Raw genomic sequence first — 20,480 nt, 5'->3', positions numbered from 1 at the left:
TACCGAATTGGCAGCGCTAGAGTTTTTTTAAAAAAGGAGAGCCGCTCGCTTCCAAACGGAATGAGCGGCTTTTTTCGTACGTATTGTCTTACCAAGTGACAAAAGGCGGCGAGCCTGGTGCCTGGTGCTGAATTTGTTGCAAAATCGGATAACCGTAGGCGAGAATAATCAGGAAGGCGACCAATCCAATCCAAACTGGCCAGCGTTCCAAAATTTTTGGAACTTCTTGGGTCGTTTCTGTCTCGGCAATCGGATATTCTGTATTCCCTTTTGGTGCGTAGAACGTCAGGTACAGCAAGATCAGGATCAAGAGAATCGCAGATACGAACAACAGTCCTCCACCGAAAGCCATCACGCGCTGGTAATCCATCCAGCCCAGAGCTAACGGATGATCCATATAGGTTGTGTAGTCTGTGCGGCGTGGCGCTCCTTGCAGGCCCATCGTGTGCATGGCGAGCGACATCAAGAACATTCCTACTGCCCAGAATACCGTTTGCACCATTCCCATCCGATTCGCAGTCTTGGTCAACTGCCGTCCGGTCAATGCTGGAATCAGCCAAAAGGTGACACCGAAGAAGGTGAGCGCAACAGCTGCTCCTACCGTGATGTGGAAGTGACCCGTAACCCAAATCGTATTGTGCACGACCGCGTTAATCTGGTTACTTGCATTAATAATTCCCCCAGCTCCGCCAGGAATGAAGAACAGCATCCCTACAAATGGAGCAAAGAAACGTACGTCTGTCCAAGGCAGTTTTTTGAACCAACCGAAAAGTCCAACTCCGCCTTTTTTACGTCCAGTCGTTTCAAAGATGGCAAACATCGAAAATGCTGTCATCAAAGATGGGATTACAACAATCAGCGTCAGTGTAACGTGGATCATTTTCCATGCTGGTGAGATTCCCGGCTCCATTAATTGGTGGTGGAACCCGACAGGAATCGAGAACAACAGCAGGCAGATAAAAGCGAGTCGGCTGAGCGAATCACTGAAGATGTGACCGCCGATGATTCTTGGTAAGCATACATACCACGCCATATAAGCAGGCAATAGCCAGAAATAAACGAGCGGATGACCAAAAAACCAGAACAGCGTACGACTGAGCATGACATTAATCGTTGGGACCAGCCCGAGTGACCACGGGATGAGTTGGAACAGAACCTCCACCGCTACAGGAATCGTCGCAGTAATCCACAGGATGTAAGTAGTGACCCCCATGTAGAGAAAAAGCGGAGACGTTTTCCCTTTATTTTCGCGTTTCCATTTGCGATAGCTGGCAAAAACCCCGAATCCCGCTAGCCAGCTTCCTACTACGAGCAAGGCAGAACCAATGTAAAAGTACGGAGATGCTTTGAGTGGTGCGTAGAATGTATAAAGGACAGAGGCTTCATTCATCAGAATAGTGACAACAGCCATCAACGTCCCTAGCGTCATGAGAATCCAGCCTGCCCATCCAAATTTCAGAGCGGCTCCGTGCAGGGAACCACCTGTGGTGCGGGCGACTCCTGAGAAAATAAATCCGACGATGAAGTACGTAGTAAAAATAAGTGCCATCAACACGCCATGGGCGGTCAAAATTTGATAATAATTTGTCCAGCTCGGCAGTTCCATGATTCCACCGCGAACCATGCCCTGTACCATCCCTGCCACTGCTGCCAATCCGAATGCAATATAAGCTACCCACACATAGGCCAAACTAAGTGTTGCCGCAGAACGCTGAACCGGAACATGGGGGAGTGTATCGTCGATCTTCCGTGCGATTACCATAGAATTCACCTACCTTTATTTCACAATAATTGTGGTCGCCATTACCTGATGACCTGCGCCACAGTATTCGTTACAAAGGATCAAATACTCGCCTGGCTTGTCAAACGTATGTGTCGCCGAGCTGATGTGCCCAGGCAGAACCATGAAGTTAATATTGGTCTCTGGAATCTGGAAACCGTGAATAACGTCTGGACTCGTGACGTGGAAATTCACCGTTGCGCCAACCGGTATTTCCATCTTGGTCGGAGCGAAGCCGAACGCAAATGCTGTCATGTAGGCGTCATATTCGTTGTCTCCTACCTGCTTCAAGCCTGGTTTATCAAAAGGAGGCGTCTCCGTAACCTTCTCCGGATCAATCATTTCCATATTACTTGGCGGAGCCATCCCCATGGCAAACGCATTGACGCACAACAATACAATAAATAAGGCCAAACCGCCTGCGCCAAGCATCAACCAGATTTTTTCATATCGATGCAAATGCATAAGTACCCTCCTTTACTTCCTTATTACGCCCTATCCAGAAAAAGCCCGAATACACCCAACCAACCGACTAAAATGATACCTCCGACGATCAGAACCGCGACAAACGTTCCCTTCAAGTCTTCCTGGTCCGTTTGCAGCTTGCTGGATCTAGATTTCTTGCCTTTCTCCGCCTTGTCAACTTGCGTCTCCATCGCGCTCATCTCCTTTCCTACGTGCCTCATGGGCGCGGTGTAGTTTTCACGCCTTCATTCTACCGCTGGAACCCCTTGGAAGTAATTCGGGGAAATCCCCTAAAATGTTCCGGGAAACCCCTGATTTCGACCGTTTTATGACCGTTTTTGGTCACAGGTTCGACACAAAAAAAGACGACCCCGTATTGGGATCGTCCTTACTCAAAATCCAGCCAGCCCTTCTTAATCGCATACCGCACCAAATCAGGCCTCGTACGCAGGTGGAGCTTTTCCATAATGTGCGCTTTATGCGATTCCACCGTCTTAACGGAAACAGTGAGCTGCTCAGCAATCTCCTTGTTGCTGAAGCCCTTTGCAATCAAGACCAGCACTTCTTTTTCCCGATCAGTCAGGATGTCGTACTTGGCCTGCTCCTCACCGTTCTTGACCATTTGCAAAAATTCCTCGATCAGAGATTTCGTCGCAGATGGATACAAATACGCCATGCCTTGATTGACCGAACGGATTGCCGTGATCAAATCGAGGTCAGGGGCACTTTTTAATATATAGCCGGCAGCACCAGCTTGCAGTACCCGAAACAAGTATTCCTCGTCATCATGCATCGTAAGCACGAGCACCTGAATATCTGGTGCCGTTTCCTTCAGTCTGGCCGTTGCCGTCAAGCCGTTTTCCCCAGGCGGCATGCTCAAATCCATCAGGACGACGTTGGGCCGGACTTCCAATGCTTTTTCACATGCCTCTTTTCCGTCAGCTGCATAACCGACGACTTCCATGTCCTCCTGGGCGTTGATCAGCATCCCCAGCCCAGAGCGTACAATCGCATGATCATCAGCGATCAAGACGCGAATGCTCATCCTCTACCCCCTCCTTCGGCACCGGAATTCGGACGATCACCGTCGTTCCTTCCTCGGGTGCGGAGCGAATATCAACGGTACCACCAAGCAGCTGGGCACGCTCCTTCATGCCAAACACACCGAGACCTTTGCCGATGTTCAATGTTTTCTCTACTTCAAACCCTACGCCGTCATCTACAATCGTGACGACAATTTCCTTCTCCCGATTCTCGAACATGATTCCCAGATGGCTCGCCTTTGCGTATTTTGCCGTATTGGTCATAGCTTCCTGTACAATCCGGTACAACGCTGTTTCCATCGCAGCAGAGTATCTGCGTTTCTCCCCCTGAACATGCAGCTCCACCTGGATATGAAACGTCTTTTCTACCCGTTTCATCAACGAACGTAAGGCAGGCAACAAACCGAGATCATCCAGTGCAGACGGACGCAGCTCCAGCGCCATGCGCTTCACTTCCTCCATCGCCTTGGAAGTCATATTCACCAATTCCGAGACATGCTGCATAACTGGCTCGCTCAATTCTCGTTGTCTGACTACGTTTAGACCCACTAAAATACTATAAAGCGCCTGCCCTACGCCATCATGCAGCTCTCGGGCGATGCGCTTTCGTTCTTCTTCTTGTGCTTGGATCGCAAAATTCGTCAGCTTGTACTGGTAGCGCTCTTTTTCCACTCGCTGTTGCGCAGACATATCACGCAAAATCATGACCAGCTTCCCCTGCGCTTCATCCTCTAGTCTCGCAGAGCTGGCAGCGACAGGGTAATCCACACCTGATTTCGTTCGAAGCCTCATCTCGAATGAAGGCATTTGCACACGCTTAAAAAAGCAATCCGTGCAGCTCGTTTCTTCCATACATGTTGCCATTCCGAGACACAGCTCGCAAATATGTTTATCTCGAATCAGCTCTTCTTCTGTCCAGCCCGTCATCTGCTCCAACGCAGCATTGGCCTTTATGATTCGTCCCTCCTGATCAATCACCAGGATCGCATCGCTGACGTTGGCAAAGATGGACTGCATCAGGGAAAGCACTTCACTCGACGTAGCCATGGCTCCTCCTTTTGAGACAATCATCCTAACGTTATTGTAAAGTTTCCATAAAAGAAAGTGTATCAGGGAATTCCCTGAACATCATGAAAGGAACAAAAGAAAACGGGACAGCAAATGCCATCCCGTTCTTTCTCTTACTCTACTACGATTTTCTCAGCTGTGCCGATAGGCGGCAGGCTCTTCGTCATCATTGGACCGTAGAAGGCCACTACTTGCATATCCTCTTTCAGCTCAGCTGGAGAGAGTACTTTGTTATTTCGCGCATTGATGATCACCGTTTTCTCGGTAATGTTCAGGTTGATTTTTTCTTGGGAGGTGGCGGTAATACCGCGACCCTCTACGAGCATTTTGTAGTTGCCATCTTTATCAGCAGAGATGCTCGCTACTTTTCCCGCTGTTCCCAGGACGTCCTGAGTCTCCAGACCGCCTTTTACCGTGATGCTGAGCACACTCGTTTGTGGCGGCAAGCTCATCGCCATGAATTTTTCGGTTGTAGCATCTACCGCCATACCCAGCTTCAAGTCTTCTGGCTTCAGCACTTTCCCAGCTTCATCCGTAATTTTAGTGTCTTCTGTCAGGTGCAGGATGATGCCAGACTCATAGATGTTCAGTGTAACCGAGTACCCTTTATCGGATTTATTGATGTTCGTAATGGTACCTGTGCGCATAGGAGCGATTTCGTCCTCCACTACAGTCACTGTATTATCGGTTACATTCACGTCGGCTTGCAGAATTTCGTCAACGAATGCGACTGGCACATAGGTGCTGCCATTCAGTACGCGCGGCTCTGCTCCCAGCGTTTTGTACATTTTTGCGAAAGGATAGCGATCCTCTCCTTCTTTTGCGTAACTGGTGATCGCGCCTCTTTGCACTTCTGCTGCTTTTTCCTTGTCGTTCCAGCTTACTTTGAAACCGAGGGCTTCAGCTACGGGACGAAGTGGAACCAGTACGGTTTGTTGGCCTTTATCGAAGATCGCATCTTGTGCGATTGCTTGACCGTTAATGTTAACGGAAAGTTCTTTTACTGGTTCGGAGGTTGCAGATACTACGCTAGTTCCCAAAACGGCCAGTGCCGCGATTGTCATCATACCTGTACGGATTGCTTTCATGTTGATTACGCCTCCAATGTTCTTGCTTGTTTTTGTGTGTCTCTATTCATTGGACGGCACCCTTTCAGAAACGTTTCAAAAAAATTTTCATAGATGTGTAAATCGTTCGCGTATATGCGAGAAACATCACGGCTGGCTTGGGATTTCGTTGTTTTGCAGCATCGGCACATCAGGCTTGCCTGACGGGTTATCGTACAAATAAGTCGGTACCTTGCCGACGATCAGGGCTTCGGAGACCGGGATTTGTGTGGTGACCGTCTGTTGCTTGGTCGCAAACGGGATAATGACCCGCAAATCGACCTCGACGTGAATGTAGACAGTCACCAGCACCATGTTGATCCCGGCTTGCTTCAGGCCTGTTTCCAGCTTGGTCTTGACGGCTCCAATCGGAACGAACGACACCGGAATCTCAGGCCCAAAGTGCTCCAGAAAGACGTTTTTGGTAGCCAAGCCGAGTGGTATGGTTGTCTGGACGTGCTCCTGCTCGAATTCCTTCAGGCGATTTTGAATACGAGCTGTCGTTTCCCCTACAATCCGGGAGTACTCTTTGAAATTAAAATTCACTGCTTTGATGCTGCCATTCTCGTCCTTCTCCATGATGACAACTTCGTTAACGTCGACACCCTGCTGGGTCATCCGTTTGGTGACTGCATCGGTAATGGCGAGCTTGGCGACCTGCTCTGCCTTGGCCTGGGCAATCAACATCAACGTCGGCTCTACCCTGCGTTCCACAACGATAAACAAAACGATCAACACGACAATCATCATCAGTGTCCATGCAAAAATTCGCCTACCGCGTCTTTTCCATCCACCCCTTCTCAAGCGCACGATGGCTCCCTCTCCCCTTTGGCGACTCGGTTAGTCAGGACGAACCGTACGCATAGCTGGGCGTTTCTCTTTGCCTGTGCGCTGTCTGCCGCTGGTAAGCACCCCACCGATGCCTGCGACAAACGTAGGAACTCCCGCTGCGACCAAAATTAATGCCCAATCGCGCAGATTTAGATCCGTTGTTTTGAAGATTGGCTGAAGCGCCTCCATGTATACGACACCGATCACGAGCACGATCGACGAAAGCACGGCCCAGACGAGGTATTTGTTTTCAAATACATTCCGGTGAAAAACGCTGTATTGACTCCGGCAATCGAAAACGTGAATCAGCTGTGCCATAACCAACGTGACGAAAGCGACAGTCTGGGCGTGCACCAAGTCATTCGGATTATCTTTGAGAGTCAGCCAGAAAGCCAAGAGCGTCATGGCCCCGATGAGAAAGCCGCGGCTAATAATCTTCCAGCCCAACCCTCGGCTGAATATGTTCTCTGCCTTGTTGCGCGGCTTCTGATACATCGTATCTTTCTCCGCCGGATCGATGCCCAGCGCCATGGCCGGCAAACCATCCGTCACGAGATTGACCCACAAGATCTGGATCGGAACCAAAGGCAAAGGAAGCCCGAGGAGCATTGCAAAAAACATGACGAGAATCTCGCCTACGTTGGACGCCAGCAAATAACGGATGAATTTTCGAATGTTGTCATAGATGTTGCGCCCTTCCTCGACGGCAGCGACAATCGTAGCGAAGTTATCGTCACGCAGCACGAGATCGGCCGCTTCCTTCGTCACATCCGTACCGGTAATCCCCATCGCAATCCCAATGTCTGAGGTCTTGATCGCAGGAGCATCATTGACACCGTCTCCGGTCATGGCGACCACATGTCCTTGGCTTTGCAGGGCACGGACGATCCGCAGCTTGTGCTCAGGGGACACACGGGCATAGACAGTGACGCGCTCCGCATACTCTGCGAGCTGCTCATCTGACATGCTATCCAGCTCCCGCCCCTCCAATACTTCACCGTATCCACGCATCAAACCAATCTGCCGGGCGATTGCTTCTGCTGTTACCTTGTGGTCGCCTGTAATCATGACCGTCTTGATTCCTGCTTGATGGCACAGATCGATCGCTGGACGCACCTCTTCACGCGGCGGATCGATCATTCCGGCCAATCCGACAAAGACGAGATTGTTTTCGAGGGAGCCGATTGGCTGTCCCGGGCGATAGCCTTGCAGCGTCTTATACGCGAAGCCCAGTACGCGCAGCGCTTTGCCTGCCATCCGCTCCGTTTGCTCCAATACTTGGTGACGAAGCGTCGCGGAGAGTGGTATGAGCTCTCCTTTCCACAAAATGTGCGTCGATCTAGCCAGCAATGCCTCTGCCGCGCCTTTGGTCAGCAGGGAATACACACCGTCTGTCCCCTTTTCGACGACCGACATCATTTTGCGGTCAGAATCAAAGGGGAGCTCCTCCACACGCTGTCCCTGACTCTTTTGGTTGCTACGCTCTGTATTGCCGCCCAATGCCTTCGCGGCAAGCACCTTGAGAGCACCTTCTGTCGGGTCGCCTATGACTTGCCAAAAGCGTGACGTCTTGCCCATCCCGAGCAGATTGCGCGTGCTTTGCTCCTCGCAAGTCAAACGGGCGTTGTTGCATCTGTCTGCGATTCGGATGATTTGCGTGAGCGCTCCGTCACGGGCAGGAGATACCATTTTCCCCAGGTAGTGAAAGGATCCCTCCGGTGCGTAGCCGCTACCGCTCACCTCATACGTGGAATCGCTGTGCCACACTTGGGTAACGGTCATTTTATTTTGAGTCAGGGTCCCTGTCTTATCGGAGCAAATAACAGAGGCGCAGCCCAATGTCTCGACTGATGGGAGCTTGCGTACGATCGCATTGCGGCGGATCATCCGCTGGACGCCGAGCGCTAGCGCGACAGTCACAATCGCCGGCAAGCCTTCCGGAATTGCCGCCACTGCGAGACTCACCCCGGCGAGGAACATCGTAAACAGCTCATGACCATGCCAGACACCAGCAGCAATGACTACAATCGTCAACAGCAGTGCAACGACCACGAGAATTTTGCCCATTTGCTCCAATCGCAGCTGCAAAGGGGTTTCTGCTTCTTCCGCTGTATTCATCAGGTGCGCGATTTTCCCAATTTCCGTGCTCATCCCTGTCGCTACGACGATACCGCTCCCTGTTCCTCCGGTCACCATCGTGCCCATGAACGCGAGATTCTTTTGGTCGCCAAGCGGTACAGTGGAGGCCTGGGCTGTCTCCAGTTTTTTCACGTTTTTTCCGACGGGGACAGACTCCCCTGTCAACGCAGACTCCTCTACCTCTAGCCGATTGGCCGAAAGCAAACGTAAATCTGCGGGAACACGGTCCCCGGCCTCCAATTGCACCAGATCACCAGGTACCAGCCGCGAAGCCGGTATCATGGAAATGTGCCCACCCCGGATGACGCGCGCCATCGGGGATGCCAGCTCCTTTAGCGCCTGCAAGGATCGCTCAGCCTTGGCCTCCTGAATAAATCCGAGGATCCCGTTAATAAGGATGATCGCGATAATCGCAATCGCATCCAGGTACTCTCCGAGGAAGTACGAAATCAGTGTTGCAATGAACAGGATGAGTACCATAAAATCCTTGAACTGATCAACAAAGACCGAGTAGAGAGGCTTTCGCTTCTGTTCAGCCAACTGGTTGGCACCTTGTTTAGCCAGTCGCCGCTCCGCCTCCTGCTGAGTCAACCCTTGCGCAGCATCACTATGAAGGGCTTCGGTCACGTCGGCCGCCGCCAGCGTGTACCATTTTCGAATTGGCTGTGTATCCACCTACATCTCCTCCATCCACATCTCACTCATTTTCATGTGTATGCAGACGAGCTAGAAAATAAAACAACCCGTCCATTTATCCGGACGGGTTCCATATTTTTGGTATAAATCACTACTTCAAGCTTTTGGCTACGCCAATGCAAATCAACAAAATCGGCGGCAGCCAGGTGAGTCGCGTCAGCCATCTGGCCTTTCCGGCGCGCCTGCCGAGGGCAATTCCTATCACAAGAAGCAAGGCGCTCATCACCGCAATACAGAGAGCGACGAGCAGTGGCGAGTATCCCAAAAACGTAAGGCTAATGCCTGCCCCGAAAGCATCCAATGACAGGGCAAGCCCCAACATGACGGCCTCCCAGCCCATAATATGCCCAGAACGGTCAGCATCGGCTTTGGACGGATCTTTTAAAATCTGAATCATGACACCAAAAATACGGAACTGCGACAATAATACGATGGGTTCCTGCTCTTCCTGTTTTTCTGCGGCTACAACGGCGTTGCTGCTGTCAGCAGTAGACTCCTGAGCCTCTGTTCCCGACCTTGCCGCAATGAGCCGCCACAAAGTAAACAACCCCATGAGAATCAAGACCGCAGCACCAATATACTTGCCGATCTCGGGTGTTAACCATTCAGTGAGGGATGAGCCTACGAGCATGACACCATAGACAACAGCAAACGAACAACCAGAAACGACGACGAGCGACAAAAAGGGCATCTTCATGTTCCGTAAACCATACGTCAATCCTACACTGACACTGTCCATGCTGATGGCCAGGGAAACGAGCAGGAGTGCGAGCCATCCGCTCATATGTGGTCACCTCTTTCCCATTGCCTATTAGGTATACGCGAAAAGCTCCGCTGATGTGCAAAAACGAATCATTGCCATCTCGATTGGAAAGTGCTACCATTAAATTAAACAACGTTTAAAACGATGTTTAACAAAACGTTTTTGCTTCCAAGAAAAAGGAGGTTGGTCATGTCACAGATAGATAAAAACAGCGAAACGAAAGCGAAAATTTTGCAATCGACACTGGATTTGATCAAGATGGAAGGCTTCGAGAGTGTGACGGTGCGGAAAATCGCAGCGGATTCCGGTACCAACGTAGCTTTGGTTAACTACTATTTCGGTTCCAAGGATAAGCTCATTAATGAAGCCCTCAGTGCTTTTCTAGGCAGCTTTACAGCTACATTTGATCTCTTGGATAACACATCTCTGCTTCCCCAAGAACGACTCAAGCAGTTTTTAATGAGTTACGTGCAGATCATCCAGCAATATCCCGAGCTGGTTTCACGAATCTTTTCGCTGGGTGGCGCTGTATTTACCTCGCAATATGAGTACGGCCAATTTCTCAAGAGCATTGGGTTTGTGAAAATTGAGGGAGTTTTGAAGGAAATTACCCACGAAGAAGACCATGAGGTTCTTATGACGATGATCATGCAGCTGTTTGGAGCGATTTTTCTGCCAGCCTTGCTCAAGTCGATATTGTCTACAGGCGCTGGCATCGAGGTCGCTTCCGTCGAGCAACAGATTGATTTGTTATTCGCACGCTATTTTCATGAAAAATAGGAAATAGGGGGAGACACAAATGGGCTTTTTGCGAAAATATTGGTCAGACCTTGGTGTGTTGGTGGCAGTCGGCGTAGGGCTGTATCTCATGCTGCAATGGAGTACCATTCCTGCTATTGAGCGGCTATTGTGGCTAAGCTTCATCGCCATCCTTGTTCATCAATATGAAGAGTACCGTTGGCCGGGATATTTTGCCGGACTGTTTAATGGTTTGATTTTCAAAAGCAGCCATCCAGAACGATACCCGCTGAATCCACAGTCTGCGATGATCATCAACCTCGTCATTGCCTATGTCTTTTATCTGGTTCCCCTCTTGTTCCCGACGGTCGTCTGGCTCGGCTTGGCACCGATTCTCATGGGCTTCTTCCAGTTTATCTGGCATGGAATTTTTGCGAATCTGAAAGCAAAAACCTTCTACAATCCGGGTTTGTTCGCCGTTATCCTTTTCCACATCCCAATCGGGGTATGGTATATCCGGCATATCATCTCCACTGGCATGGTAACCACATCAGACTGGATCATTGGGACGGGCTACTTCATCGTTGCGGTGTACATTCTCATTGTGAAGGGGAATATGTGGCTAAAGGACGAAAATTCGCGTTATACCTTTACTCGTCAGCAGTTGGGGCCTTACGCTCACAAATCATAAAAAAACTAGCTCTTGTAACAAAAAAGAAGAGGCCCCTGTCGGCCTCTTCCTTTTCTTTGTACTATTTGATTTCAAAAGGTACTTCCCACTTCACGTCGTGTTCCACCATATAGGTAGCGTAGGATACCGTGAGCTTTTTCGGTTGTTGCTTCAAGCGCGGAATCGTGATCTCACCTTTGATCTGTACCCGCCCGTCCTTGTCTCTGGTGCTTTCCGTACTCACTGACGCAGGGTAAGTCTTCCCATTTTCATCCTTTACAGACCAATCGCGGTTCTCGACTATGCCTTTTCCTAATGTCCCCTCTATGGTCATTACGGCCTCACCTAGATCTTCGCCGTTACCTGGCTCCCATGCAAAAGAAGAGAATGTAAAGGTACTGCCTGTCTCATCCTTGAAAGTCGCAGCTTTCTTGTCTAGTTCTGTTGGAACCAGATCAAATTTAGGCGAAGCCAGCTTTTTCTCATAAATTTTCTTTAGCTCAAGCTTTAATTTTTGTTCTCCCTGTATCGGGCCAAATGTATGCCACCAATTCAAGACATCGCCTTCTGGTCTTTCTTCCGCTTCTTCTTCTGTTCTTGGTGTGAAAAGAACATTCTCCTTGTTATCAAGCCCATCATCCAATGATTTCATATCCCAAGCTGCTACCACTTCCCCTTTTTCATTGGTGATTTCGTACATCATATTCTCTCCCGAAAAAGCAGGATCACGCTCTTTTTCTGTGATAATGGCCCCTTGCGGATTTTTCCGATCGTACAGGATCGACGTTCGTTCAACCTCCAAATAAGCTGATTTTGGGAAAGTGGTATCCAGCATGACCCGTGTCGCACTCGGGGAAAATTCGATATTTTTCAGCTCAATCCCGAGCCCTTGCGGCGATTGAAAAGCCGTATCCTTGAAGGCAACCGTTTTCGTCGCTTCCTTGGCTTTCTTCATATCAATCGGAACTTCAAATGACCATTTTCCTGTCTTATCAGCGATTTCTGTCTGTTCTAAATGTAAGGTCAGTTGGTCAGGAGTCGCCTCAGTTGATTCGAAGATTTCGTTCAAAAATCGCTCTGTGATAAAAAACTCTCCATGACTTCCCGAATTATCTCCTCCATCATCCTCGAACCAATCTTTTCCGTTCTGATCAATCAGCTTCGCATTCAAAACATGATCTTCAATCTTCTTGCCGCTCTCGTCGTACACATTATAGATGACGGCGATCCTCATCGAGTCAGCCAACAGCTCTTTTAACTCGACAGTAATTCCTTGATCGGTCGCCTTTTGCTCCAGCTTTTGAACAAGGCCTTTATGGACGGCGTTTTTCATACCGCTATCCGCATCCTTTTCAATCTGGAACATGCTATTCACATAATTCGCAAACGTAGGTGATACAACCGTTCCTGTCACCACCAACGCCGTAAGTCCTGCTACTACCAATCCTGTCTTCTTCACAATATCCCAACCCCTTTGTCTTCTAGTTAGGGAGGAGCGCTTTCGCTTAGAACGTGGAGGAATTGCATCAGACAGCTTATCCATGACCTCATCTGTAAACACATCGGATACAGGAGCCTCCAGAATGGTGGAAAAATCCTCTTCCTGAATGCCTTCTACCCACTCTTGCAGTTGCTTCTGGCATTGTGGGCAATTTTCCACATGTTGCTCCAATCCTTTGCTCTCGGCAGGGGCCAGCTCATCGTTTACGTATAGCTTCAATTGATTAAACATGAAGCATTTCATAAATAGCTCCCCCTCCCATCGTTTTCGCCAGGCTGTCTCTCATCTTTTTGCGGGCGCGGAATAAACGCATCTGAATGGAACTCTCCGAGAGAGACAGTTGCTCGCTGATTTCCCGATACGACAGACGATGGATGTAAAACAGGACGAATACTTCGCGATACTCCTCATCCAGCAGCATGATGCTGCGTTCCAGCTCGGTGTCCCGTTCCTTTTTCAACAAAGTCGTCTCAGGCGTGTCTAGATCAATCAGCTGCTCCTCATCGATTTCTACTTGCTCTGTCCGTTTGCGTTTTCGCATTTCATCGAAACAATGATTGCTCGCAATTCGATACAGCCACGACGAAAACCTGTACTCAGGCCGATAGTCATGTAAACGATAAAAGGTTTTGATAAACACGTCTTGAGCCAAATCCTGTGCGTCTGGCATGTTGCCGATCATCCTGTACAAATAGCCAACGATCTTGCCCTTGTACCTGTCAACAATTTGTCTGTACTGCTCATGATCGCCAGCCAGGATTTGCTCGATTAGTTCCTGATCGTCCGGCATTTTGCTACTCCTCCATCTATCACAGATCAAGCCAGCGGGGAATGCTGCGCAGCTTCCGTTTTGGTTGATTCATAAGCTATTACGGATTTTCTGGAAAAACCTTTCTCTACTTTTAAAAAATTCTATAATCACTTTTCGAAATAAAAAAGGAAGAGGCCTCTGTCAGCCTCTTCCTTTTTCTGTGTTTCATCTATTTGATTTCAAATGGCACTTCCCAATTTACGTGGTGCTCTACCGTATATTCAGGATAGCAAATAGTAAGCCTTTTCGGTGCTTGCTCCAATTTCGGAATGACCAGCTCACCTTTGAAATGTACACGTCCATCTTTGTCTCTGGTGCTTTCTGGATTCAATGTCGCGTAGTAAGTCTTCCCATTTTCATCCTTTACATACCAATATCTGATGGAGACCACGTCTTTTCCTAGTGTACCTTCTACAATTATCACAGCCTTACCTTTTTCCTCCCCGCTAGCAGGTGTCCACGAAAAAGAGGAGAATGTAAACGAACTGCCTGTCTCATCCTTGAAAGTCGCTGCCTTCTTGTTTAAGTCTTCTGGAATGAGGTCGAATTTGGGAGAAGCCAGTTTGTTCTCATAAACTTTTTGGAGCTGAAACTTTAACTTTTGTTCACCCTGTAGCGGGCCAAATGTATGCCACCACTTCGTGATATCGCCTTCTTGTTTACTGGACAGTCCAGAGACGTAAAGAACATTCTTCTTTTTCGCGATTCCTTTATCTAATCCAAACATATCCCGAGCTGCCACGACCTCACCTTTCTCGTTGGTAATTTCGTACGCGATATCACCTCCTGATAGAGTAGGTTCGACTTTTTTGTTTGTGATGTGGACTCCTTCCGGATGATCCTTATCATACATGAGCACTGCCCGTTCAAACTCTACGTAAGCTGATTTTGGAACCGTTGAATCCAGCATAACCCGTGTCGCACTTGGGGAAAATTCGATTTGTTTCAGTTTAAGCTCAAGCCCTTGTGGTGATTGATACACGGCGTCTTTGAACGCAACCGTTTTGGTCGCTTCTTTCGCTTTCTTCATATCGACCGGAATTTCCAATTCCCACTTCCCTGTCTTGCCTTCGATGTCTGTTGGTACGATTTTCAAGGTCAGTTGGTCAGGAGTAGCCTCCGCCGATTCGAAAATATCGTTCAAGCTCAGCTCAGTGATGAAAAACTGCCCATGACTACTCCCAGACTCCTCTCTTCCATCCTCCGCCAACCAATCTTTTCCGTTGGAATCAATTAACTGAAGCTTCATAGAGTGGTCTTCTATTTGCTTGCCATTCTGGTCGTACATATCAAAGATAATTGCAATCCTCATCGAGTCAGCCATCAACTCTTTTGCTTCGAAAGTAATCCCTTGATCGGTTATCTTCTGCTCCAGCTTTTGAACAAGGCCTTTATTCACGGCATTTTTCATGCCGCTATCCGCATCCTTTTCTATCTGGAACAAGCTATTCACATAATTCGCAAACGTCGGCGATACAGCGGTTCCTGTCACTACCAACGCAGTAAGTCCTGCTACTACCAGTCCTGTCTTCTTCACAATATCCCAACCCCTTTGTCTTCTGGTTCGGGAGGAGCGCTTCCGTGCCGTACGTACGGGAACCTCTTCGAACAGTTTACTCATGACCTCGTCCGTAAAGGTATCGGGTACAGGAACTTCCGGATAGGCGGAGAATTCCTCTTCCAGCATGTAATCTACCCACTCTTGCAGCTTGATTTGACATTGTGGGCATTCTACTGCATGCTGCTCCAGTCCTTTGCTTTCGGCAGGGGGGAGCTCGCCATTTGCATAGAGCTTCCATTGATTAAACATGAAGCATGTCATAAATATCTCCCCCTCCCATTGTTTTCATCAGGCTTTTCTTCATCTCTTTACGAGCACGGAACAAACGCATTTGAACAGCGCTCTCCGTAAGAGACAGTCGCTCGCTGATTTCCCGATACGACAGACGCTTCAAGTAATGCAGAACGAACACCTCGCGATACTCCTCATCCAGCAGCATGATACTGCGCTCCAGCTGGGCGTCTCGCTCCTTTTTTAACAGAGTGGTTTCTGGTGTCTCTGGATCAACGATCTGTTCCTCCACAATTGCTGTCTGCTCCGTCCTTTTGCGTCTTCGTATTTCATCGAGACAATGATTGCTCGCGATTCGATACAGCCATGAAGAAAACTTGTGCTCTGGCCGATAGTCTTTCAATAGGTAAAAGGTTTTGGTAAACACGTCTTGAGCCAAATCCTGTGCGTCAGGCATGTTACCGATCATTTTGTACAAGTAGGTCACGATCTTGCCCTTGTACCTGTCAATAATCTGACTGTACAGCTGGTGATTGCCAGCCAGGATTTGCTCGATCAATTCCCGATCGTCCGGCATTTTTGCTACTCCTCCGTCTATCAGCGATCAGCCTTTGGGGAATGCTGCGCAGCTTCCGTTTTGGGTGATTCAACACTAATACGAATTTGCTGGAGAATCCTTTCTCCTTATTTTTGAAAAATTTATTTTTCTGTCAAAAGAGGGGCTTCAAAGCTATTTGTTTGAGTCAACATTGTGGAGGAGAAGAAAAAGCACAGTTCTCTTCGACTCTGACACGCCAGCAGGGGGGATTGACTGTCCGTCTCCACTTTAAAAAGAGGAGCGTCGAGCCAAAGCCACCCTACGGGCGGATGTTTCTCAGGGAAGAAGTGTTCGACAAGCGTGGTCCTCTTTTTAAAGTTCCGACTGGGTAGGCGTTGTCAAGGTCTGCGAGCCCTGTGCTTTTTCTTCTCACCGGCTTTCTTGGCTAATCGGTACCTTTTAAAACTTAGGAAGATCCCCAAAAAAGAGCCCGACAGCCTGAACGAATCAGAACTGTCGAGCTCACTCGCTATCGAAACTATTTCATAGATGGGAGGGCTTTAGCACGTGCAGCTAGTGCCCGGGCCAGCAACTCTACCAGCTTCTGCGCATACTCGCCAGTAGTATCCCTTGCTCCTGAGAATTCCGTCACTTCCATACTTGTCACGCGCGAATCTCGCAAGACAGTTGCTAGTAATGTCTCCGCTTCGGACAGCGACAATCCTGTCTCACTTGGGGAATAGGCCGCTGGCATCGCGTCTTTGTGCATGATATCTACATCGAAATGAACGAGGATTTTGGCATCAGGCGGGATCGATTGGAGCATATGAGAAACTCGTTCCACTAGGCTTCCCTCTGTGAGCTGAGCCAAGGTCATGACGTCAACGCCGAAAGTCTCTGCTGGCATCTGCTGGCAGCCGACAAGGCGGATTCGCTCTGCATTCCAGCCGCTTGGCTCGATCCATTGTCCACGATCCTGAAGCAAAAACCACAATCCCATCCCTGCCGCCCCAATACAGCGAGAAGCCGATGGAACTACTGCATCGAGATGACCGTCAAGCACGAGCAGATACGCTTTTTCCTGATACCGAGACTGATGAGCCTGTGCCGTTGCAACGACCAAGCTGCAATCGCCGCCGAGCATCAAGACAAAGTCGTCTGTATCGAGCCACTCTTGTGCGTCCTTTTGCAGCAAATCCCAAAACATGCGCGGAGCCGGCCAATTACGAACTGGTGGAATATTATGGCGAGGCAAATCATCGGGAAGATGCAGATTTCCTACATCCTGCACATCCAAGCCATGCTGCTGCAACTGCTCGATCAATCCTGCTGTACGAAGCGCGTCAGGAGCCAATTCTGTACCAGAGACATATGCCCCTGTGAAATGCGGGATACCAGCTACTTTTACTTTGATAAAAAGTCCCTCCCAAGGAAATTCATCGTATGACCATCCCTAAAAGTATATCACAGCTTGGCTTGCAATAATTGGATGAGCTCACTGACGGACGGCCGCAGCCAACGATCTGGCAAGAAAGCTTTTTCCCCGCGCAGCAATTGGCAAGCAAGCGCATTCGGATGGGCATCTGCACTCAAGAAATACACTTGGTTCACTGGCTGCGGGAGCGCGTCCATGACTTCCACATATTTGTTGACATACACCTGCAACGCATCCCGATAAGCTGGAGTTGTTAGCGCCGCACCACACCACACATCAATTCCGGTCAACTCCTTGGCATGAGCTGCATCCAAACTTTTCGCGAGCGAGCAGACAACGAACAGCAGCTTCTCTGGCGCCAGCTGGAACCGCTTCTGATACTGCTTGGCAAAACGGGCAAGTGTTGCATTCCAGGACGGAGTATCGTAGCTGCCGAGATCAGGGATGCATTTGAGTGCCCCGACTAGCTGCTCTCCCCTCTTTATAAACAAGAGACCATCGATCACTTGAAACGAAAGCCCGGTCAACTGCCCGGACAAAAACTCACCCACCCGCTCATGCATGACGCGAGAGATTCGCTGTGAGGATTTGCGCTTTAGCTTTTGCCGTATGCGTACCTCTTCTTCCTCCAGGTAGACCCGGATCAGCCTGGAAAACAAATCTGCCTCCGCAGTTGGCTCTAGTATCAGGCACTCCAAACGGCTATAGGCGTCTGCCACGCTTTGATCCCATTGCCCTTCTTTTTCTGTGCCCATCATTACCCTCCCTTACATCAAATCGGGTGCGTGATCAGCCACGACCAGCACATCCATGTGTCGGACCTCCCGCAATAATCGCTGGATGACCGAACCCTCGAGAATTTCCTTCCAGCGGGTCCGCGCCGACTGCCCGATGACGACCTGCGTCGTTCCTTTTTCGTTCATATGCCAAACCAGCCGGGTAAAAACCTTGCGTCGGGAAGGGGCTTCGTACCGTTCGAAGCGACCCCCGAGTCGCTCTGTTAGTGCCTTCAGCTTCGCTAGCTGTGTCTCTTCCTCTTCCGTCAGCGACAGATGATCCTGCACGTAAGCTACATGCCACGACGCCTTCAGCCGATAGGCAATTCGAAACCCTCGGCGAATCAATCGTTCACTGTCTGCGCGCAAATTCACACAGACAAAAATAACTTCCTGCTGCCGCCAAGGCCCGCGCAGCGTTCGTCGTTCCCACGCCTCCAAGCGTTCGTCGACGTCGTCCGCCACTTCACGCAAGGCCAACTCACGCAATGCGATCAAATTCCCCGTTTTGAAAAAGTTGGTCAGCGACTGCTCCACCTTTTCCAGCGCGTAAATATTGCCCTCCCGCATCCTCTGACGCAACGCTTTGGGGGAAATATCAATCAGCTCTACCTCATCTGCCTGATGCAGAATATGGTCCGGCACCGTCTCTCGCACGCGGATTCCCGTGATCTGCTCGACGCTGTCGTTTAGGCTCTCGAGGTGCTGAATGTTCATCGTGGATATGACGGAAATACCCGCAGCCAATATCTTCTCGACATCGTGGTATCGCTTCTCATAGGCACTCCCCGGCACGTTCGTATGTGCCAGCTCATCCACCAGTACAACCTCCGGATTTCGCCGGATAATTTCGTCCGTATCCATTTCTTCTAGGGTCACATTTTTATACGGAATGCGCTTGCGCGGAATAAGAGGAAGTCCGCCTACCTGCTCAATGGTTTCTTTTCGTCCATGCGTTTCCAAAAGCCCAATCACCACGTCGATGCCATTTTCAGCGAGCTCGTTGCCTTCGCGGAGCATCGTGTACGTCTTGCCGACACCAGGTGCGGCTCCTACATATACTTTTAGCGTCCCGCGCTTGATTTTACCGATTTCTTGCTGCATCTCCTCATCGGAGAGCCGTCGGTACGGATTGGGCGTTTTCGCTTTTTCGCGTTTGGTCGGCATGACGCGCTCACCGTCCCGCTCGGAACGATCTGCCACGATCAATATATCAATATTTTTCGTTTGCCGAAGAATCTTATGAACGATGGAGCCATACCATATCTCTTCCCAGCGCGTACGCTTGGACTGCCCCATGACGATTCGGGTCACATTATTCTCCATCGCATAGGCGACGAGCTCGTTTGCTACGTCCTTTTCACGTGCAAGCATCTGCTCTTCAAAGGTACCTCCGACTTTGTCCACGAGCTTTCCGATGGCTCTCTTAAAAGTCACTTCTTCCTTCGTCAGTTTCTTGGACAAAGGGAGAAAACAGACGACCAAGAGCTCTCCACCGAGCCGCTTGGCAACCTGTTGCCCGCGCCGTACCAATATCGAGCCGTTCCAATGATACTGAGCAGAAACCAGCACCTTTTCTGTGGCTCCTGAAGCCCCTACCATGCCGTGCTTCTCCCGATAATCCTCCAAATCCTCGTTTACACCCGTAGCTACGAACCGAAGAGCGAGTTCCCGCAGCACATGAAGATTGTCTCTGCGAAACAACGGATGCTTGGTTCGAATCGGGTTGCGATCGTCTTCTTGCAGCCTCTTCAGAATGGCTTCTGGCGTGACGTCGAGCAATTTCACCTCGTCAGCCATGGCAAGCGTATCCTCAGGGACACACTGGTCAATCCGCACTTCTGCTTTCGTCAGTCGCTCCGCCATTTCTTTCATCCCGGCCAATTCGTAAATGTTGACCGTCGCAATCACACTAATATTGTGGTTCAACAAATACTGAACATCGTCCAGGCTGGTTGGACGCGGAGCATCTGGACGATTGCGATGAGCCAAACCGTCTACGAGCACGACTTCTGGATCTCGCTCGATAATAGCTGCAACGTCCAGATCATGCCTCACTTCCCCGAGGCAATACCAGATGATTGGCTGGATTTGCTCCAAGCCCTCCCTCTTTTGCGCCAGCTTGGGATGAGTGGCCTCACCTGAGCCAGCTACGACCACATCAATCTCTTTTTTCTTGAGTGACTGCCCTTCCATGAGCAGGTGATAGGTTTTACCTGAGCCACTGACAGCTCCCAGAATGATTTTCAGCCTGCCCCGGTGCATTCTGGAGATGGACTGCAAGATTTCCTCCGGGGACTTTCGCCGATACTGCTCTACCATCTCGCA

18 protein-coding genes are annotated in these 20,480 nt (G+C 49.7%); 2 read left to right on the top strand and 16 right to left on the bottom strand.

The window, feature by feature from the left end; all coding sequences use genetic code 11:
• Window positions 1–88 precede the first annotated feature (88 nt).
• The 9 genes from C7R91_RS17260 to ytaF all read right to left on the bottom strand — a co-directional run bounded on the left by C7R91_RS17260 (window position 89) and on the right by ytaF (window position 9,912).
• Complete coding sequence (locus C7R91_RS17260; protein WP_047073859.1) at window positions 89–1,762, bottom strand: b(o/a)3-type cytochrome-c oxidase subunit 1; 1,674 nt, start codon at window positions 1,760–1,762, stop codon at window positions 89–91.
• 15 nt (window positions 1,763–1,777) lie between these two features.
• Window positions 1,778–2,245, bottom strand: coding sequence for a cytochrome c oxidase subunit II (locus C7R91_RS17255; RefSeq protein WP_047073857.1), 468 nt, complete (start codon window positions 2,243–2,245; stop codon window positions 1,778–1,780).
• 23 nt (window positions 2,246–2,268) lie between these two features.
• On the bottom strand, window positions 2,269–2,436 hold the full coding sequence (locus C7R91_RS17250) for a hypothetical protein (protein WP_047073856.1): 168 nt from the start codon (window positions 2,434–2,436) through the stop codon (window positions 2,269–2,271).
• Window positions 2,437–2,633: 197 nt separating this feature from the next.
• Entirely contained in the window at window positions 2,634–3,290 is a 657-nt protein-coding gene (locus C7R91_RS17245; protein WP_047073854.1) for a response regulator transcription factor, read from the bottom strand.
• Window positions 3,265–4,335: a PAS domain-containing sensor histidine kinase gene (locus C7R91_RS17240; RefSeq protein ID WP_236697969.1), complete on the bottom strand. Its 1,071-nt coding sequence runs from the start codon at window positions 4,333–4,335 to the stop codon at window positions 3,265–3,267. The genes C7R91_RS17245 and C7R91_RS17240 overlap by 26 nt, the downstream gene beginning before the upstream one ends.
• A 134-nt stretch (window positions 4,336–4,469) precedes the next feature.
• On the bottom strand, window positions 4,470–5,444 hold the full coding sequence (locus tag C7R91_RS17235) for a copper amine oxidase N-terminal domain-containing protein (RefSeq protein WP_047073851.1): 975 nt from the start codon (window positions 5,442–5,444) through the stop codon (window positions 4,470–4,472).
• A 126-nt stretch (window positions 5,445–5,570) separates the two neighbouring features.
• Window positions 5,571–6,272 carry a sporulation protein YunB gene (gene yunB / locus C7R91_RS17230; RefSeq protein WP_047073850.1) on the bottom strand — a complete coding sequence of 234 codons (702 nt, stop codon included), beginning with the start codon at window positions 6,270–6,272 and terminating at the stop codon, window positions 5,571–5,573.
• 30 nt (window positions 6,273–6,302) lie between these two features.
• Window positions 6,303–9,107, bottom strand: coding sequence for a calcium-translocating P-type ATPase, SERCA-type (locus C7R91_RS17225; protein ID WP_047073848.1), 2,805 nt, complete (start codon window positions 9,105–9,107; stop codon window positions 6,303–6,305).
• A 112-nt stretch (window positions 9,108–9,219) separates the two neighbouring features.
• Entirely contained in the window at window positions 9,220–9,912 is a 693-nt protein-coding gene (gene ytaF / locus C7R91_RS17220; protein ID WP_047073847.1) for a sporulation membrane protein YtaF, read from the bottom strand.
• Between the two features lie 168 nt (window positions 9,913–10,080).
• Between ytaF and C7R91_RS17215 the strand changes: the two genes are divergently transcribed.
• Together C7R91_RS17215 and C7R91_RS17210 are read left to right on the top strand one after the other, a co-directional pair.
• Complete coding sequence (locus tag C7R91_RS17215; protein ID WP_047073845.1) at window positions 10,081–10,671, top strand: TetR/AcrR family transcriptional regulator; 591 nt, start codon at window positions 10,081–10,083, stop codon at window positions 10,669–10,671.
• A 19-nt stretch (window positions 10,672–10,690) separates the two neighbouring features.
• The gene (locus C7R91_RS17210; RefSeq protein ID WP_047073843.1) at window positions 10,691–11,320 is read left to right on the top strand and encodes an HXXEE domain-containing protein; all 630 of its coding nucleotides are present in this window, start codon (window positions 10,691–10,693) and stop codon (window positions 11,318–11,320) included.
• Between the two features lie 61 nt (window positions 11,321–11,381).
• On the opposite strand, the gene C7R91_RS17205 is transcribed toward C7R91_RS17210, so the two are convergent.
• The 7 genes from C7R91_RS17205 to C7R91_RS17170 form a co-directional block, all read right to left on the bottom strand.
• Window positions 11,382–13,043, bottom strand: a complete 1,662-nt coding sequence (locus C7R91_RS17205) for a DUF4179 domain-containing protein (protein WP_047073842.1) — start codon at window positions 13,041–13,043, stop codon at window positions 11,382–11,384.
• The gene (locus tag C7R91_RS17200; RefSeq protein WP_047073840.1) at window positions 13,024–13,590 is read right to left on the bottom strand and encodes an RNA polymerase sigma factor; all 567 of its coding nucleotides are present in this window, start codon (window positions 13,588–13,590) and stop codon (window positions 13,024–13,026) included. Before C7R91_RS17200 ends, C7R91_RS17205 begins: the two co-directional genes overlap by 20 nt.
• A 190-nt stretch (window positions 13,591–13,780) precedes the next feature.
• Window positions 13,781–15,433, bottom strand: a complete 1,653-nt coding sequence (locus tag C7R91_RS17195; protein WP_047073839.1) for a DUF4179 domain-containing protein — start codon at window positions 15,431–15,433, stop codon at window positions 13,781–13,783.
• Window positions 15,414–15,980, bottom strand: coding sequence for an RNA polymerase sigma factor (locus C7R91_RS17190; RefSeq protein WP_047073838.1), 567 nt, complete (start codon window positions 15,978–15,980; stop codon window positions 15,414–15,416). The genes C7R91_RS17195 and C7R91_RS17190 overlap by 20 nt, the downstream gene beginning before the upstream one ends.
• Before the next feature lie 499 nt (window positions 15,981–16,479).
• On the bottom strand, window positions 16,480–17,355 hold the full coding sequence (locus tag C7R91_RS17180; RefSeq protein WP_047073837.1) for an arginase family protein: 876 nt from the start codon (window positions 17,353–17,355) through the stop codon (window positions 16,480–16,482).
• A gap of 50 nt (window positions 17,356–17,405) precedes the next feature.
• Complete coding sequence (locus C7R91_RS17175; protein ID WP_047073835.1) at window positions 17,406–18,131, bottom strand: hypothetical protein; 726 nt, start codon at window positions 18,129–18,131, stop codon at window positions 17,406–17,408.
• A gap of 12 nt (window positions 18,132–18,143) precedes the next feature.
• Window positions 18,144–20,474, bottom strand: a complete 2,331-nt coding sequence (locus C7R91_RS17170) for a universal stress protein (protein ID WP_047073834.1) — start codon at window positions 20,472–20,474, stop codon at window positions 18,144–18,146.
• Window positions 20,475–20,480: the final 6 nt, after the last annotated feature.

This window comes from Brevibacillus formosus (genome assembly GCF_003013405.1).
In the GTDB taxonomy this organism is placed as follows: Bacteria; Bacillota; Bacilli; order Brevibacillales; family Brevibacillaceae; genus Brevibacillus; species Brevibacillus formosus.
Note: the sequence above shows the minus strand (reverse complement) of the source record. Positions and strands in the feature narration are given on the sequence as shown.